General features: G+C 37.1%; 14 protein-coding genes and 1 pseudogene. 6 read left to right on the plus strand and 9 right to left on the minus strand.

Features of this window, described 5'->3' with window-relative positions:
• Nucleotides 1-121 precede the first annotated feature (121 nt).
• From L0B53_RS12180 to L0B53_RS12190, 3 genes are all read left to right on the plus strand, one after another.
• Nucleotides 122-286: a hypothetical protein gene (locus tag L0B53_RS12180; RefSeq protein ID WP_235059881.1), complete on the plus strand. Its 165-nt coding sequence runs from the start codon at nucleotides 122-124 to the stop codon at nucleotides 284-286.
• Nucleotides 287-552: 266 nt separating this feature from the next.
• Entirely contained in the window at nucleotides 553-1,353 is an 801-nt protein-coding gene (locus tag L0B53_RS12185; protein ID WP_235059882.1) for a metallophosphoesterase, read from the plus strand.
• 197 nt (nucleotides 1,354-1,550) lie between these two features.
• Nucleotides 1,551-2,018 (plus strand): HAD family hydrolase, encoded by a 468-nt coding sequence (locus L0B53_RS12190; protein ID WP_235059883.1) that lies wholly within the window; start codon nucleotides 1,551-1,553, stop codon nucleotides 2,016-2,018.
• Between the two features lie 261 nt (nucleotides 2,019-2,279).
• Here the strand turns inward: L0B53_RS12190 and msrB are convergent, their stop codons facing one another.
• From msrB to L0B53_RS12225, 7 genes are all read right to left on the minus strand, one after another.
• On the minus strand, nucleotides 2,280-3,431 hold the full coding sequence (msrB, locus tag L0B53_RS12195; protein ID WP_235059884.1) for a peptide-methionine (R)-S-oxide reductase MsrB: 1,152 nt from the start codon (nucleotides 3,429-3,431) through the stop codon (nucleotides 2,280-2,282).
• Between the two features lie 398 nt (nucleotides 3,432-3,829).
• On the minus strand, nucleotides 3,830-6,388 hold the full coding sequence (locus L0B53_RS12200) for a PKD domain-containing protein (protein ID WP_235059885.1): 2,559 nt from the start codon (nucleotides 6,386-6,388) through the stop codon (nucleotides 3,830-3,832).
• Nucleotides 6,389-6,596: 208 nt separating this feature from the next.
• On the minus strand, nucleotides 6,597-7,853 hold the full coding sequence (locus L0B53_RS12205; protein WP_235059886.1) for a DUF1552 domain-containing protein: 1,257 nt from the start codon (nucleotides 7,851-7,853) through the stop codon (nucleotides 6,597-6,599).
• Between the two features lie 2 nt (nucleotides 7,854-7,855).
• On the minus strand, nucleotides 7,856-9,061 hold the full coding sequence (locus tag L0B53_RS12210; RefSeq protein WP_235059887.1) for a DUF1588 domain-containing protein: 1,206 nt from the start codon (nucleotides 9,059-9,061) through the stop codon (nucleotides 7,856-7,858).
• 58 nt (nucleotides 9,062-9,119) lie between these two features.
• Nucleotides 9,120-9,581 carry a hypothetical protein gene (locus tag L0B53_RS12215; RefSeq protein ID WP_235059888.1) on the minus strand — a complete coding sequence of 154 codons (462 nt, stop codon included), beginning with the start codon at nucleotides 9,579-9,581 and terminating at the stop codon, nucleotides 9,120-9,122.
• Nucleotides 9,550-11,469 carry a sorbosone dehydrogenase family protein gene (locus tag L0B53_RS12220; protein WP_235059889.1) on the minus strand — a complete coding sequence of 640 codons (1,920 nt, stop codon included), beginning with the start codon at nucleotides 11,467-11,469 and terminating at the stop codon, nucleotides 9,550-9,552. The genes L0B53_RS12215 and L0B53_RS12220 overlap by 32 nt, the downstream gene beginning before the upstream one ends.
• A gap of 204 nt (nucleotides 11,470-11,673) precedes the next feature.
• Complete coding sequence (locus L0B53_RS12225) at nucleotides 11,674-12,678, minus strand: adenosine deaminase (RefSeq protein WP_235059890.1); 1,005 nt, start codon at nucleotides 12,676-12,678, stop codon at nucleotides 11,674-11,676.
• Nucleotides 12,679-12,875: 197 nt separating this feature from the next.
• Between L0B53_RS12225 and L0B53_RS12230 the strand changes: the two genes are divergently transcribed.
• Both L0B53_RS12230 and L0B53_RS12235 read left to right on the plus strand, forming a co-directional pair.
• Nucleotides 12,876-13,400 carry a DUF3833 domain-containing protein gene (locus L0B53_RS12230; RefSeq protein ID WP_235059891.1) on the plus strand — a complete coding sequence of 175 codons (525 nt, stop codon included), beginning with the start codon at nucleotides 12,876-12,878 and terminating at the stop codon, nucleotides 13,398-13,400.
• Nucleotides 13,401-13,651: 251 nt separating this feature from the next.
• On the plus strand, nucleotides 13,652-14,542 hold the full coding sequence (locus tag L0B53_RS12235) for a hypothetical protein (RefSeq protein WP_235059892.1): 891 nt from the start codon (nucleotides 13,652-13,654) through the stop codon (nucleotides 14,540-14,542).
• 185 nt (nucleotides 14,543-14,727) lie between these two features.
• On the opposite strand, the pseudogene tsgA reads toward L0B53_RS12235, so the two are convergent.
• A pseudogene (gene tsgA, locus L0B53_RS12240) lies at nucleotides 14,728-15,582 on the minus strand (MFS transporter TsgA); the annotation flags it as partial.
• Nucleotides 15,583-15,612: 30 nt separating this feature from the next.
• Nucleotides 15,613-16,326: a purine-nucleoside phosphorylase gene (gene deoD, locus L0B53_RS12245; RefSeq protein ID WP_235059893.1), complete on the minus strand. Its 714-nt coding sequence runs from the start codon at nucleotides 16,324-16,326 to the stop codon at nucleotides 15,613-15,615.
• Nucleotides 16,327-16,710: 384 nt separating this feature from the next.
• Between deoD and L0B53_RS12250 the strand changes: the two genes are divergently transcribed.
• Entirely contained in the window at nucleotides 16,711-17,166 is a 456-nt protein-coding gene (locus L0B53_RS12250; RefSeq protein WP_235059894.1) for a hypothetical protein, read from the plus strand.

The following is a 17,166-nucleotide window of genomic DNA, read 5'->3' on the forward strand; positions in this document are numbered from 1 at the left end:
TAGCCTTTTTTTATAATTTAACAATAAAATAACAATTTATTTATTGATTTTATTGTTTTACAGAAAAACTGTACTAAATTGAAAATATTAGTCGTGATTATTCTTTGGTAAAGGTTTAAGTATGGAAACTGTCGTTATTCTTTCTTGTGGTGAAATTGGCATTGTGGATCATTTAGAGTGTGATTCTAGCGTTGACCTTGTGAATAAAAATGTAAAGTGCTGGACAAGCGCTGAAAATGGCAAGCTTATCTCTACTTATGGTAAAGTTGCGACTGTTTTAGATTGAAAAGTTAGCCAGGTACTGGCAATCGAATTTATAGAAGCCACTCCAATATGGGGTGGCTTTTTAGTTGTTGTTATAATTCACTGATATTTATGCTCTTTATTAAAAATAGAGTTTACAATTGCAAAGCAAGTAAATTTAGCCTTTTATCTTATACTATGTATATCTGAAATAATTGGTGTTGTTAGTCGACGGCAAATGAGCGTAGCCAACAACCTAGCAACTTCAAGTAAGAAGGGTATAAATAATAAACTCCCATTAAGGTAATAATGAAATTAAAATTACAACATCTATCCGATATACACGAAGAATTTTCTCATATTGATATTTCTGAACTTATTCATGACGAAGCTAATTTAGTTATTTTTACCGGTGATATTTCTACCGGTTATGACATGATGGAAGCGTTAAGTCGAACAGCGAATCAGTTCCCAGATAAAACGTTTGTTGCAATAGCAGGAAATCATGAACTGTACACTTTGTCATATGACGATTACCTTCAGAATATTCATGGCTGGAATCAGCTGTGTGATAACCTACACTTTATTGAAAATAGTTCGGTTGAACTGTTTGATGGTAAAGTTTGTGTTGCAGGTGGTATAGGTTGGTCAAATTTAAAAGGGTTTGATGAAGAAAGTAAACAAAACTTGAGTACGGCGATTGATGACTTCAAGCTTATTCATTACCGAGATAGGTTACTGAAACCTTCTGATCTTCCAATTTTAAATTTGGAATACCAACAATCAATGGTTAACCATTTTAATCAAAGTGAGGCAGGAATTAAGATCGGTTTAAGTCATTTTCCCCAATCGCATCAATTAGCTAATTCTAAATTTGATATCGAGGGGCTTGGGTATTATTTTTGTAGTGACAGCAATGACTTTTTTATTGAATTAGCTGAGTTAAATGTGGCGCTATTTTTATCTGGTCACACTCACGAGTCATACGATAAGAGTGTTGAAGGCGTTCGTAATATGTCGATACAAGTGGGTTATCCAGAAGAATTATTCTCTGAACAAAAAGATATTATTATCGCGGTGAAAAAAATAAGCTGCGAATTTGATATTTAACTTTATCGAATTATATTTATTATAATTATCAGATGGTTTGATGGTGTTTATTTAAGTTGACTTGTTAACCCTCATAAATGGAATATATGTTTGACTATATAAAGAAAGATAAATGCCCTTCATAGAATATAATTTCTATAGTCTATTTTTAAAATAAAAAGTTCACTTAATTAAAGTTAAGTATGGGGTAACGTATAATGATAACAATAACACTACCTAATGAAACGATGACAATCGAGCATGTTGTTTTTGATTTTAATGGGACGTTAGCCGTTGATGGAAAACTGATTGATTCGGTAGAAGATAAACTGGTTGAACTTTCTCATCTTGTCGATATTCATGTATTAACGGCAGATACCTTTAGCAGTGCAACGGATGAGTTAAAAGGATTACCTTTATCATTAATCTGTTTAGAAGGTAAAATGGTTGGTCGTGAAAAACTAGAAGCCATTCGCCATTTAGATTTGGATACCACCGTCACGGTAGGAAATGGCTTAAACGATATTTTCATGTTACAAGCAGCAAAAGTAGGTATAGCCGTAAATTCAAAAGAAGGTCTCTCTGTTAAGGCGATTGAGAGTGCTGACTTATATTGTCTCTCTGTTATTGATGCTATTGATTTGTTATTAAATCCAACGCGTATTGCCGCTGGATTACGAGCTTAACAATAATGGGGTATACGCTTTAGACTTGAAGCTGCTAGATTGTGTCGGTCATGTATTTGCCCCAATCATCTAGCATACTTTCAGGTTTTTATTTATTGCCGACTAACAGTTCCAATTATTTTTAGTCAATATGCTCTCATTAGTGTTCATTAATGAGAGCAATAAGCGAATATACCCTTCATACTTGAAGGCGCTAGGTTGTTGGCTGTACTCGTTCGCCTACTAGCAACGCCAATTGTTTTAGCTATATATTCCCATCATTTATTTAAATAATGCGACATATTCACCATACCCTTGTGCTTCTAAATCTTGTTTTTTAATAAAGTTCATCGCTGCTGAGTTCATGCAATAACGTAACCCGGTTGGATCTGGTCCATCAGTAAAAACATGCCCTAAATGAGAACCGCCAATTTTACTGCGAACCTCTGTGCGTGGGAATATTAACTTGTAGTCAGTCTGTGTGGTAACATAAATTCCATCAATAGGTTTTGTGAAGCTTGGCCATCCTGTCCCAGATTTATATTTATCAACAGATGAAAACAGTGGCTCTCCTGTCACGATATCGACATAAATGCCGTCTTCTTTATTATCCCAGTATTCATTATCGAATGCGCGTTCTGTGCCATCTTCTTGCGTGACATAATACTGCATATCAGTTAATCGACTTTTTATTTCGGCCTCGGTTGGACGATGGTAAGTCATCATTTTCGATTGATTAACTTTTACATCATTCATTGATGATTTATCGATCATTGCTGTTAAGGTCATCGGTGATGTTTTACGGTCTTTACCAAAGATAGAGGTTAAATATTGATCTCTACCTGATGCATTTCGATAATAACCATAGCGAATTGGATTTTTTGTGTAGTAATCTTGATGATAGCCTTCTGCCAAATAAAAATTTGTATAATCAATGATCTCCACTTTTAAAGGTTTTTGGTAAATACCTAACGCCTCAACCTGACGAAGAAATTCTGTCGCAACTTCTTTCTGTTCTTGATTATGAGGGAAGATAGCAGGGCGGTATTGAGCGCCACGATCAACAAATGAACCAGTACCATCTGTTGGATCAATATGCCTTAAAAAGTAATCTAAGATTTGTTGGTAACTAACAATTGCTGGATCATAAATGACTTTGATTGATTCAATGTGCTGAGTCCTTCCTGATGCAACCTGCTTGTAGGTAGGATTGATAATGTCACCTCCTGCATAGCCAGACTCAACATCAATCACACCGTTGAGTTTTTCTAAATCGGCCTCCGTGCACCAAAAGCAACCACCGGCAAGTGTTGCAACTTGATAATGTGAGTCAGTCGTTTTAGCTTTTCCCATAGAGTCATCTGCAGTGGAAAAAAATGACAAGCTTAATGCTGATACCACGATGGTAAAAATGATCGATATTGATTTTTTCATGTTAGCTCTCCGTTTTAATGCTTATCTATATAGACCGGAGGAGTATTCATTTTATTTCATTAGTGTTGAAATTATTCTCGGTGTTGTCTTTACCATACTCCTCATCGTTGAAGCTGCTAGGTTATTGACTGCGTTTATTCACACTAATCATATATAACCCTTTATACTTCAAGTCGCTAAATTGTTGGCTACACTCGTTCGCTCGAATCATATAGAAAACCTATACTCATGAGGCTTTACTTAGTTGTCGTCTAATAACAACTTCAATTATTTTGGGTATAAATGAAATACCTTATCTTTTTTCAGTAATGTTAATGTATCTCTTCAAGCGACTCTATACTTTTTATTCGTTAACAATAAAAAGAAGAGGGCATAAAATACCCTCATTAATCACTGATTTAAAGTTTAACCCAAATACTGCCGTTAAAGCGATAAACTGCCGAATCACCATTTCTCAATACGTCTTGTTGCCCATTGTAATTGACATAGGATGAATAGGTCGCCATATGAGAAAAATGGACTTCTTTACCGGCATCAGCATTGTTTGGTAAATTAAAGTTACCAGCCCATGCCCCATCTGCTGTCGAGACGTATATTGTATCTGACTGATTCAGTAAGCTAGAGACTTCTTGATTAAAGGCATTTAGTGCTTCTTTTGAATTAACTTCTGCCACTAAGTCGAGCGGAATAGTGGCCATTTGTTGACCATTATCAGTATAGAATGACGCATAAACACTTGATTTAGGTATTTCGAGAAAACGAAGTGAAATAGTATTTGTGTCATTTTCTGTCAGCTCTATATTTAGCTCAGATGTTGCTAATAATCTAAAGTTTAAAGGCGCGTTGCTACCAAAGGTTTTAAAGGTATAAGTGCCTTGTTGTCCCTCTTGATATGTCACGACGACGTCTGAAGGAAGATATTGATTACCGATATTAACCGTATAGTCATCAACGTATTTCTTGCCAAAAAGATCATCGACACCGTTTGCTGATGGCCAACCAGAGGCATGAGCAAAGCCAAAGTTATGATAAAGCTCATGCACCAGTGCTTGTGAACCTTCAATTTTCTTGGAGTATGAACCGGTCTCAATAAATCCCATTAGGGCTGGGTGCATCCAAAGTGTTGAAGCATGGCGTGTATGTTTGGTTTGTTTAAAACTTAATGCGCCACTTGTTGCGAGTCCCCATACATCATCATCCATCCAAAAAGTCGTATTAATCCCTGAGACTGATTTGGCAAAATAGGTGTCTCTCGCATAATTTGTAGCTGTATCGTTATAACTTTCACATAAGCTATTTTCTTGGCATATATTATCTAAATGCGTGGTTATTTCTGCTAATGTTGCTGGGTTATTCATCATATATTGATCATACATATGAACTTTTTCAGCATTGGCACGTTCAATCGCATTTGCATAACGAGAGTTACTGGTTTGAGGAACAATACCGCGATTACCTTGATAATTAATGGATGTATTTGCCAATGTCTGCGAATTTAATAGAACAGCATTATTGAGATCAATTGATAATGTGGCTTCACTATAGGCAGGAATCGTCTGATTTAACGTTAATTTTGAAATAATATGGTTTTGTTGAATATAAACGGAATTTAAATGATAAGGGGTATTATTGGTAATGGTATTCTCTGAAAAGTGGATATTATTCAATGTCACTATGGCTGGTTTGACTAAGTTTTTTACATTTAGTACAGAGGCATATTTATCATTTAATGTTTCAGCTTGCGTATGGTTTAAATTTATTTCAAGTAAACGGTCAATGTCAGTAAAACGATGAATAATATCATCGCCAGTTAATGATTCTGGCTTCAACGTTACTGTTACGATATCTTGCATTTCAAACTCACCATCACTCACCAGCAGTTCAAAAGAGAGTGTCGATAGATCTGAAATATGAGCGACATTAAAATGAGGGGTCACGGTATTTGGATTTTTCAGTGTTACTGGCGTTCCAGATAACTGTTTCCATGTATAAGATAAAACATCATTTTGAGGATCACTGGTTTGAGAGCCATTTAGTTGGACATCAGTCGCTGGCAGTTGAATGATGAGATCCGCCCCTGCATTTGCTTGTGGCGCAGTATTATCAACTTCTTGAGCGGGTGTCCTTAATGTCACCACTTTAAAGGTGGTTAAATAGCCATCGCTCACAGTGAGTTGAACTTGATACTCTCGATTAAAGTCATATTCGGTGATATTTATCGTCGGGGTGATACTTTGCGCATCATCAATGGTCACACCCACGATTAAAGGTCGCCATTGATAACTCAGTGTATCACCATCAGGATCATGTGTTCCTTCTGCGGATAACGTTATGCTCGTTTGATCGGCAGATAATAAATATTCTTCTGTTAGTTGTATGATTGGTTGTCTATTTTCTTCGATTATTGTCGGTTCTTCGGGTGTTGTTACTGTCACTATTTTCGTGTCTGTTAGCGCGCCATCAGAGACGGTTAAGCGGATTTGATAGACCATATTATATTCATAGTCATCAATGGTCACAGAAGGGGTTGCGATATCAGTCGAGCTCAATGATATACCGGCAGAGACTGTTGACCATTCAAAGCTAATTGCATCACCATCAGGATCACGTGAATTCGAGCCATTTAAAGTCGCTTCTTTGGTATTTAAAGGTAAAAGAATGTTATTTACCACGGCGATCGGTGATTGGTTTTCGATAATCTCAGGTTCAGTATGACAAACGTCTGAGTTTGTTAAAGGAAGCCAAGGGGCGCTACCCCAACCACTTTGTGAGGCTGACGTTGGTAAATTAGGGTTAGGCTTAGCACTTGCGCTAACCCACCATTTTGCACGGTAATGGTTACCATCAAGACAGACTTCACTGCCACCTGAATAGCTTTTAGCTTGCCAATCTTCAATGGCTGCAACTGGTGCACTAATTATGGTTAAAATCGCTAAACTAAGTATACTTTTTTTCATGAATTTAAGAGTCCTTTTATTATATTCATCTTAACTTTGAGGAATTACTTTCAAGTAAAGAATAGGAGAGTAAAACAATATCGTGACTTTATGGCTTTCGGCGAATCCCCTCGACCTAAAGTGGCGAGGGGGCTCGTGAAAAATTAGAAAGGAAGTAAATATGAAGTAATTATAAATACTTCTTTTAATCAGTGTTGAATCGTATTAGTTATGAAAAAAGACCTGAGATAGGCGAACTGGAATAGCTATGGCTTAATGAATAAGCATCGGCATAGCTACGTAATATTCGCCCAATAGGACCGACTTCTCGATAGATTTTTCCACCCGATTGGGTGTTTAATCGGGTATTGTTACCACCAATTAATAAGACAGGTAACTCTCTGTTACTGTGAGCATTCCCATCGCCCATCTCTGAAGTAACAAAAATAACGGTATTATCAAACATATTGCCATTGGTATCGGGCTGGAGTTTTAAGTGTTCAATCAGCTTTAAAACTTTACTTAAATACCATTGACGGTGTGCAATATAAGTGGGTTTTGTTGCTGATGACCAATGTGATGCATCATGAGGCACGGGGCCGCCACCAAAGGTTTCAATAGCTTTTGAGTCATTGGATGTACCAAGTTGCAATGAAACGATTTTAGTCTGTCCACAGCCCAGCGCCATTGCCGCATTTGCAACTTGAAGATCTGCTCGTTGGTCTCGGCCATAACTGGTACCAGAGAAGATATTTGAACAGACACCGGTTTGTCCGTTTAAACTATTTTCTAATTCAGTTTGAGCTTGAACTGCTGCGGTTTCAAAAGCATTTAATTTATTCTGCTCAAGTGAACCTAAGTTATTTTTCAAGATTCGAACATCATCAATCGATTTGGCTAAAATATCAATTTTTGCACGATCTCTATCGGCTTTATCTTGGGCTTCACCCGGAGTAGAAAAGACGGGAGCAAACAGGTTATCAAAAACACGTTGAGGATCATCTTCATGAGCATTACCTACAGAAGAATCTGAGTTGAGTGATGGTTGTCGACCACCATGTCCCCAATAATTACTATCAACGCCTAAGCGAACGGCTCGTTTGGGTAACCCCTCTGAGTAAGCGTTTGCCATTTCAACGTCAATGGAATTTTGACTCTGACTTTCACGCCATAATCCACGCCAACCATCATGACCAGCACCAAAGTGATTATTGACCCCAGTGAAAAAGACAATATTATCTTTGTATGCATCAAGGTCTTTTGTACAATCGTTCATGGTGAGGTTGCCATTTTCACCGCTTGGATACCATGTGCCATTTGGGTATCCATCGGCAAAGTTAATAAAGAAAAACTTCGTATTTGAGTTATTGCTAGGGTTCGCCATTGCACTGGATAGTGGCGTTAATGCACCAATTCCGGCACCCACCCCTAACGTCGCGGTTTTTTGAAAGAAATGACGTCGTGATAATTTATATTGATTGTCCATAATTATTCCTTACGCTCCAACACGGCGCCAGATGCGATAACATTTTTCATAAAGGTTTTAATATCATCAAATTCTGCGTACTCATTGTAGAGTGGCGCAAAACTATTATCTCTTTCACCAACGACGTAATCGAAGTAGTTTCTGACAAACGCTTGTCTCGCATCCGTGCTGGTTGAAATGATATCGGCAAGTTGAGCTAAATCATTAAATGAGTAATCTCTACCATCAATATCTGACAGTATGCCGTCTGTCTCAAGGGTGACATTGAGATATTCAATACCTAGTAATGACGTGTAATTTTCGAAACGGCGGTAGCGTCCATCTTTATCAATGACATCCATTGCAGAACCCACATCATTTAGTTTGACGTGACAAACCCAACAATCGGTACCAGGACCTGTTGATTGGTGCCAAAAATCACGAGTTGAACTGTCACTTTCTAACTCACTCGGTGCTGCACCAACCGCTTGGCTAATGTCCCAACCCAGTAATGAATGTTGTACCATTCTTGCGCGAGGGATTGGGCGAGTACGTTCATCGGTGCCATAAGCAACTCCGACTGCACCGAGGCTTAATATTCCTTTTCCGCGCTCGGAAAGGATCGAGACTAAACCGCTTTGAGTTAAACCGTAATAATTTGCTAATGGGGGCGAAACGGAGGTTGTTGTTCCTGCCATCAGATCAGCAAACGTTCCTTTCTCTTCAGAGAACACAGAATGTGCAATATAGGCATAAAATTCATCCAACATTGCCGTCGCAATATCTTTGGTTAATGCGCCTTGTTCGACTAACACGCGATCTTCGGTAAACTCCATAGTTTGCATCATGAATTTTGCAAACTGTCGGTGTGCTCTTTGATCATTAAGCAAACGTTCTATTTCACTCTCCTCTCTAAAGTGACTATCAGGGGCAACTTGAGTCCAAAAAACTGCACGGTATACATCATCGTTATAGATGACAAGATCGCCGCCAACATAAGTCGATCCCGATTGCCACTCAGAGTAATTACCGATCTCATCAGCCGTTGGACATTGTGATAGGGTATTTAAGTTGATTTGTTCGACCACTATCTGCGCAGTATCAACATACTTAGTGATGTCGATATTGGTCATATAACCCATATTGGCTGGATTACTATAAAAGCTAACCCCATTGAAGCTATCAATTGGCAATGTTGATGTATCAACAGGGCTACCTACATCAGGCAAGTAATCCGCCCAAAGTTCCTCAATTAAATAACGTGTTGATGTTCTCTGACAGTTAATATCACAATCGACCTCCGTAGAGTGTTTGCATATCTGCGACAATATCAGCAATTGCATTGGGATTGACGGCATATTCATTGATCAATTTAGCTTGAGGCCCATCACTAAATTTAGGTGCAAAGTGCCCTGTGTGACAATTTGAACAAGTTTGTTGATTGAGGTATTCAAAATAAGCTTTATCCGAAGTAAACTCTTGATAACCAATATTGACTTCTGTTTGATTATTACCACCTTCACCAGAAACTAAAATACTGACTTTAGCTTGGTTTGGAATAGAGTTATCGGTATAACTTGGATAAATATCATAATTACCATTTGGTAAGTTTAATGTGTGACTTTGTCCCCAGTTAAACTTAAATAAGTAGCGATTTAATACTGGATCATACTCTACATTAGGATCGTCTTTGTACTCATCAAGTGATCCATCAATATTAGGTTTTATTGCTATAGAATTCACCGCCATCGGTCGGTTTTTCTGGTGCGTGAATTAATACATCACCATAAGCGACTTGATTATTTTCACTTTGGTAGTGCCAACTAACGCTGGTAGGTTCATCGTCATGGGTAATATCAAACGTAATAATACTTTGTGATGGATGCATGTTATCCATCCCATCAACAGCCAATTCATCAATCACTAAGTTATATTGGCCAACGGGTAAACCTGAGAGCTGAATATCCTGCTCATCGAGTTTTAAGAAAAGACGACGTTGAACACCATCAGGCTGTGTTAATGTGGCAATAATAGGTTGTTGATAATCATTTAGCTCACCCGATGTTGGTAATAAGGTGACAGATCCTGTTTCACTTTGAGGTTGATATTTTAATTGATAAATACTGTTTCCTTGATCATCTGAAACTAAGACAGAATTATCAGGAAGGCGAAGTAATTCAACTGGTTTTCCAATGACACCCGACGGTTGTTTAAATCCAGTGATTAACGCTTTATCTAAAATAGGTTTGCCCATTGGATTTAATGTCATTTGACGGATTTCATATCCTGCTCTTTGATTATCACCAGGGCCATGCGTGGTGTAGATCATCGAACGTTGACCTAATACTCTAGGGATCCCCTCTGTTTCCCAAAACATCAATCCAAGCGCAGCAGACGCAGCTTCAAGTTCAAGGTCCGGATCTTGATAAAGAGTGTAGTCAATCTCTGATACTTGAAGATCGGTGAATTTAGCTCCTTGCGGCAAGTAATTAAAAGCTGTCGTTCCTGATGTCCCAGCAAATTGCTCTGGTGTGATCCCCGGTGTGTCGACGCCAGAAAGGTAAGGGAAACCAAAATGAGGAATTGTGCCATTAGCAATGTCATCCGCATTAATATGGTTGATTTCTCCTGGATAATAAATCGCATTACCGTCTGAGTTTTGTCGGTTATTATCGGTAAACCAGATATCGCCAGAGGTTGGGTCCCAATCAAAACCAACGGTATTTCGGATACCATTCGCAATTTGAGTCATTTCACCGTTATTTAAATCAACCTTTAATACGGTACCGTAATTAGGCTCCTCTTCTATCACACAGGTATTACATGGCTTGCCTATTGAAACATAGAGGTTTTGATCACTTTGATCATGACTATTGAATTTTAATGTATGTTTTTGGTGCCAAAATAATCCTTCATTTCGTGTCGGCTCAAGAAGACTAAATGAGGTATCGCCAGCAGGAAGCGTCGCGATTGTGATTGGATCAGATATTTGTTGATGATCATTTAAGTCTGTAGCCAAATTGTGGATCGCGAAAATATGGGTTGCTGTAGAATAATAAAGGGTTCCATTACGATAAGCGACACCATGACCTTCTAAAAGAACATCTAATTCTAACCATGTTTGATACTGTCCAACAGGAAGCTCTAAGGTACTTTCTGAGCCGACAGTGCCAATTTTGGTAAAGGCTTTATCTGAATGAATATCAGAAGCAAATAGAGTATAACTGGCATTGTTTGCTGTTTGATTACTATTATTAATGGTTAGTGAGATATATCCGGTTTCAGTTTCTATCGCTTGGTAAGTCACAGAGATTTGCGTTGTCTCGCTTTTTGCCCAAATACGGTTGTCACTATTATGTTCTTGAGCATTAATATGACCATTTTCATCCAATATGCCAATTTTGACCAATTGGTTATTTTCATCTTGGTTACTATAACTATTGATACAGTTAGCTAATGAAACGGCAAGTTTAGCATTACTTAAGCTTGATGCTGTTTCACAAATAAAGGATTGTTGAATACCGCTATCTGCAATTACAACTGCAAATTGATGGTGCTCACTTGCAGGAATATCCATTAATTGATCATTAAAGGTTTGACCAATAAATGCACCGATATCAATCCATTGACTATTCACTAAAACGGTAAATTGCTCTAATTTGTTCGTGATCGTTATTAATAAGGGAAATCTGAGGTGGTGGTCGGCTTGATATCGATGAATAAAAGAGGGGGCTTTTCATTTAGTTTCCTTCTTTATATATCCAAAGTAATTGACATTGCTAGTCGATGGCAAACGAGTGCAGCCAACAACCTAGCGACTTCAAGTAAGAAGGGGATAGGGTTAATTTGTTTGAAGGAAGGTGGAAACGTGAGATAAATAGTGCTCTTTGAGTGCATCAGGAATAAAGCTGGCATTGATGGCATTAATTGTAAATTGAGCGACTTCTTTTTTACTCATTGGATGTGCTTGAGAGACAGCGAGAAAGTTGTCTGTCATATAACCCCCAAAATAAGCAGGATCGTCAGAATTAATCGTGACGTTTACGCCTTGACGTAATAATTCAACAATATTGTGTTGTTTCATATCATCAAAGACAGCCAGTTTAAGATTTGATAAAGGGCAGACTGTTAATGGTATTTGTTTTTTAATTAGCGTGTTAACTAAGTTTGCATCGTCGGTGCAACGAACACCATGATCAATTCGGTTAATGTGTAACAATTCGATTGCATCCGTTATATTTTGAGCTGGCCCTTCTTCTCCGGCATGTGCGACGGTAAGAAATCCTGCGTTTCTTGCTAGTTCAAAGACATGTTTAAATTTAGCGGGAGGGTGACCTTGTTCGGATGAATCTAAACCTACGGCAATAATTTTATCTTGGTGTTGAGCAATCGATTGGAAGGTTTCAATGGCACTTTGTTCAGGTAGATGTCGAAGAAAGCAGGCAATAATTTGTGATGAGATATTTAATTGATTTAGGCCATCTTGTAATGCTCTGTGTATCCCGTTGAGAACGGTATCAAATGAAATTCCGCGTTCAGTATGTGTTTGTGGGTCAAAGAATATTTCAGTATGAATAACGTTATCTTCTTGACAGCGTAACAGATAATGCCAAGTCAGATCATAAAAATCTTGCTCTGTTTGTAGCGCATTAGCACCTTGGTAATAGAGATCGAGGAAAGATTGTAAACAATCAAAATTATAGGCTTCCCGCAACGATTCAGGCGAGTTGTATGGAATGGTGAGATTATTTCTTTTAGCGAGAGTGAAAAGCAGCTCTGGCTCAAGCGTACCTTCAATGTGTAAGTGAAGTTCAACTTTCGGTAAGGATCTAATAAAACTTTTCATTTCACACTCCTAAATAAGCGTCTAACTGTAATGACTTTTCTTATTACGACTCTATACACTATAGTTGAGTTAGTGGATTGTTTGATATTAAGAACTGATTGCTCTGGATCAGAATGAATCCGTTTATTGTTTTTAGTTAATCGTATTCTACGTGAATACTTTTTACCAAAATAAATCGAATAAACAATGAGGTGAATATGAGTGTTTATAAAAATTTACTTTGTATCTTAATCTTGTTGCTTACTTCATGCAGCGTTGACATTGATGAGTATAAATCCGCTACGCCAAAATTTGATCTTTTTGGCTATTTTAAAGGTAAAACACAAGCATGGGGAATGATTCAAGATTATAGTGGTAAACAAATGCGTCGTTTTACCGTTAGTTTGGAAGGGGCGATTAAAGACGATAAATTAACGTTAGTCGAAGATTTTATCTTTGATGATGGTAAAACTACTCAAAGAATATGGATCATCACACAACAGCAAGATGGCAGTTATATTGGTAAAGCTGATGATATTATTGGCGTTGCTATCGGCAAAGAGCAAGGTAATGCACTCCATTGGCAATATGATTTTCAATTAGAGTTGGATGATTCGAATGTTAAGGTTACCTTTGATGATTGGCTCTACCGACAAGACGAAAAAAGAGTCTTTAATTTAACCAAAATTAAGAAGTTAGGTGTTGAAGTAGGGCAGATTACTCTATTTTTTGAGAAGCTTTAATGTAAAAAAAAGCAGTATGTTATACCAATCTAAGTTGTTTATACGAAGTGCTACGTGATAGGTTTATTGATGTATAACTTATATATACTTATGCCTTTTTATTTTATGTTGCTAGATTGTTGGCTGCTTTTTTTCACCAGCTAGTAACTCTAATTACTCTGCTATAAGTAAGTTATATGAAATGATTGTATATTCTCAACTATCAAGCTGTTAGAATTTTATTTCTATATTGCAATTTTTAATGGAATAAAATGAATAATATTGTTAGAGGAACTTGTTTTTTATTAATGATTACATCAACTGGTGTTTCTGCTGAATATACGAATTTGGGTAAAATATCCTCAAAAGAAATGTTGGAAAAATATCCAACATTTGAGCAAAGCTTACATAAAGCAATGGTAGGAATCCCTGGCTATTTATTAGCTTCGGGTGAAGATTTTTATGGTTATTATGAGAATTTGAAAAGCGTAAAATTCAAAGAAAACACCTCAGCACCGACTATTGTATATATGCATGGTTCTGGTAATACATTTTCTCACTCTGACGGTAAACCAAAATTAAAGTGGGATTATGGATATGCAAATTGGATTGTTGATGCTGATTATATCTTTATTGCGCCTGATGCCCATAGTATAGAAGATCGTCCAACCTTCAGTTCACCTGTGGCAAAATCTTTATATGAAGAAGTACACAAAATACGACAAGCTGAAATAACACAAGTGGTAGGTTCTTTATTGAATCAGAAATTTGTTAATAAAGATGAAATGTATTTATTGGGCGTGTCAGAAGGTGCGTTTGCTACTGCAAGGTATGCAGGTAATGAATTTAAAGGACGAATGATTCTTAGTTGGAGTTGTGAACCAGGGTATTTCACCGATTACCCCAAAGTTGGAGCTAATAAGAAAACCCCCTTCTTAAATATAATGGGCCATAAAGATTTTTATTTCGGAAAAGATGCACCTTATAATACTAACTACAGTAAAAATACTGGAAATTGTGCAAATCATTTATCAATGGCTGGTTTTGTTAATGCACGAGTAATTACTTACCCTGAAATTGGTCATGGTGTTAGTTATAACCAGTACATGAAAACTGATTTACTTAGCTTCTTGGATTATTGGGTAAATAAGCCAATAAATTGATAATGTGAGAGAGAATTAAGTTAGTCAACGCCTATTAATATGTGATTGACTACTTAGTTTTACCTCTTTTTCAACGAACTGAAATTTTTTTAAATATTATTTTATATACTCAACGTAATTCTAGTTGCTCGTAGTTGGAGGAGTGATGTCACAACCTAGCCGCTTATACATAGCTTGTGTTTCTTTAGTGCAGTTAATACCATTGCTGCACTGATGATTGCAATCAAGAAGTGGTTAATCTTAACTCGTGAAACAATTAATGTAGATAGTAGTGCACCCACTAAAGCAGCTGACCAATATTGAGTGATAATATTTCCAGCATCTTCAAAGGGAATGTTGAATTTATCTTTTACAAAGATCGGAGCCCAAGTTAAGAACGTGTACAGTGCCAACATCCCCAAAAATAGACCAATACCGCCACTAATAATACCGAAATTCCACTCTGACTTAATTTCACTTTCTGGATCATCTCCAGAGTTAGTACATAAGTCAAAGTTAGTTATAAGCGCAATAAATGCGGTAGCTAGCGCAACACACCCTACTGCTAAGTAGCTAATGCTCCATGATAGGCTATTTGTTAGTGCGTAAGTTGTAATTAGAGGGAATATAACACCAGCAATATTAAATGTTGCATCTTGCATGACTAAAATAGTACTTTGAATTTTGTCTTTCCAAACTGAAACAACAATCGTACCTGCAATACAAAGACCGACACCACCACAAAAACCGATAATTGTCATCGCAATCATGACTAGCATTAAGCTAGAGGCGGCATAGAGACTTAATGAGCTCAACGCAATGGCGATATAACTCAAAACCGTCATTCGTTTAATACCAATCTTCTCAATTAAAAAGAATGCAGCGATGGTACCTGCTAACGCTCCACCATTAAGTAAAGAGAAAATAGAAGCGACTTCATTGACATTTGCGTCATATAAATGAGCAATAGGTTCAACGAGCATGCCAAATTGAGTGGCAAACCCCGCCATAACTAAGTTAGCAAGAAAGCTTATTGCGGTGAGTGTGATCTTATTTTTCATTGGTTGATATCCAGCGTTAAGTAAAGAAGATTATTTTTCTGCGTGTATAGCCGTTTCAAGTGCAAGTTCAATCATATTATTAAATGAGAGTTGTCTTTCTTGAGCGGTCGTTTCTTCACCTGTAATACAGTGGTCTGATACCGTTAAAATTGCCAGCGTTTCAATATTGAACTGATGACCTAAACCATAAAGTCCAGCAACCTCCATATCAACACCAAGAACACCAAACTTTTCGAGGGCTGAAATCATCTCTTCATCTGGATCATAATAAAGGTCACCAGTGAAGATATTGCCGACTTTAACTGGAATCGATTTCTCTTGAGCCATCATAAATGCATTATGTAAGAGTTCAAAGGTTGCTGAGGTCGCCATGTGATAACCAGAGCTACGTTTAGCATTAGTTGGAGAATCAGTCCCTGCAGATTGAGCTAAAATAATGTCACGCATTTTGACATCTTTTTGCGTTGCCCCAATACTACCAATACGAATAATACGCTTAACACCAAACTCATGGATAAGCTCATGACCATATAACACCATTGATGGCACACCCATACCGTGACCCATTACTGAGATACGTTGACCTTTATAAAAGCCAGTGTAACCTAGCATATTACGAACATCCGTAATGAGCTTAGCATCTTCCAAATAGGTTTCTGCAATATATTTTGCACGAAGCGGATCGCCCGGCATAATTACTGTTTCTGAAAAATCACCTAATTTACCATCAATATGTGCTGTCATTGTTTTTTCCACGTTTATTTTCAATGGCAGTATCATAACCAATTGAGCACATATAAATTAGGACAAAAGTCCGCTTTTAAAATTTGATCTCACACTTTAGGACTTCTTTTGTATTGGTGGAACATCGTTAATTTTAAATAGATTGTAAAATTCACCTCCGGTCTTACCTCTGCATATTTATTCATTTATGCTATTTATTGTTGTGGGTTTTGTGTTATAAATGTAGTGTTTTATGGGGCTTAGCGATTTATTTGTAAAAATAAATCGCATATTTATCGAATAATTATAATTTGTTCATAAAACAAACAGACGTAATTGAATGTAGCAATTGCTAATCATTATGGATTTTAGTGCCTCTATTCGGTACATACAGGGAGTATATAAATGAAATTTAATACCATAAAGTTTGAAGAGATTCGACAACAACTAGAAACAATCACTCAATTTGAACTTATTACCGTTATGGGCTTACACCAAGAAAAAGCGTGTCGTTGTTATACTAATCGCCCAGATATTTATGCGCTAAGTGGCATGAAAGATACCATTAAAGATGATTGGTATAACCTTGTTATTACCAACAAAACCCCTTTTATTTGTCATGATCAAAAAACATTAATTGATATATTAAAAGATGAAACTCAATTTATTGCGAATAATTGGGGAGCGGCTGTTAATTTGCCGGTACAACACAATGGTAACGTTATTGGTACGGTTAACTTATTATCTAAAGCTGATGCTTTTAAAACGTTAGATTTGGATAACGCAGTCACTATTGTACAGCAATCTTCAGAATTGATTGCCGAGTTTGTTGAATCATTAATGGTTGCAGAGGACGCATAA

This window comes from Vibrio sp. SS-MA-C1-2, assembly GCF_021513135.1.
GTDB lineage: Bacteria > Pseudomonadota > Gammaproteobacteria > Enterobacterales > Vibrionaceae.

Excerpts from the sequence above, each read along its gene's own strand:
- L0B53_RS12235 (WP_235059892.1), top strand. The coding sequence starts at position 13,652 with ATGAATAATATTGTTAGAGGAACTTGTTTTTTATTAATGATTACATCA.
- L0B53_RS12250 (WP_235059894.1), top strand. The coding sequence starts at position 16,711 with ATGAAATTTAATACCATAAAGTTTGAAGAGATTCGACAACAACTAGAA.
- L0B53_RS12205 (WP_235059886.1), bottom strand. The coding sequence starts at position 7,853 with ATGGACAATCAATATAAATTATCACGACGTCATTTCTTTCAAAAAACC.
- L0B53_RS12185 (WP_235059882.1), top strand. The coding sequence starts at position 553 with ATGAAATTAAAATTACAACATCTATCCGATATACACGAAGAATTTTCT.
- deoD (WP_235059893.1), bottom strand. The coding sequence starts at position 16,326 with ATGACAGCACATATTGATGGTAAATTAGGTGATTTTTCAGAAACAGTA.
- msrB (WP_235059884.1), bottom strand. The coding sequence starts at position 3,431 with ATGAAAAAATCAATATCGATCATTTTTACCATCGTGGTATCAGCATTA.
- L0B53_RS12225 (WP_235059890.1), bottom strand. The coding sequence starts at position 12,678 with ATGAAAAGTTTTATTAGATCCTTACCGAAAGTTGAACTTCACTTACAC.
- L0B53_RS12200 (WP_235059885.1), bottom strand. The coding sequence starts at position 6,388 with ATGAAAAAAAGTATACTTAGTTTAGCGATTTTAACCATAATTAGTGCA.
- L0B53_RS12180 (WP_235059881.1), top strand. The coding sequence starts at position 122 with ATGGAAACTGTCGTTATTCTTTCTTGTGGTGAAATTGGCATTGTGGAT.
- L0B53_RS12215 (WP_235059888.1), bottom strand. The coding sequence starts at position 9,581 with ATGGCGGTGAATTCTATAGCAATAAAACCTAATATTGATGGATCACTT.
- L0B53_RS12230 (WP_235059891.1), top strand. The coding sequence starts at position 12,876 with ATGAGTGTTTATAAAAATTTACTTTGTATCTTAATCTTGTTGCTTACT.
- L0B53_RS12190 (WP_235059883.1), top strand. The coding sequence starts at position 1,551 with ATGATAACAATAACACTACCTAATGAAACGATGACAATCGAGCATGTT.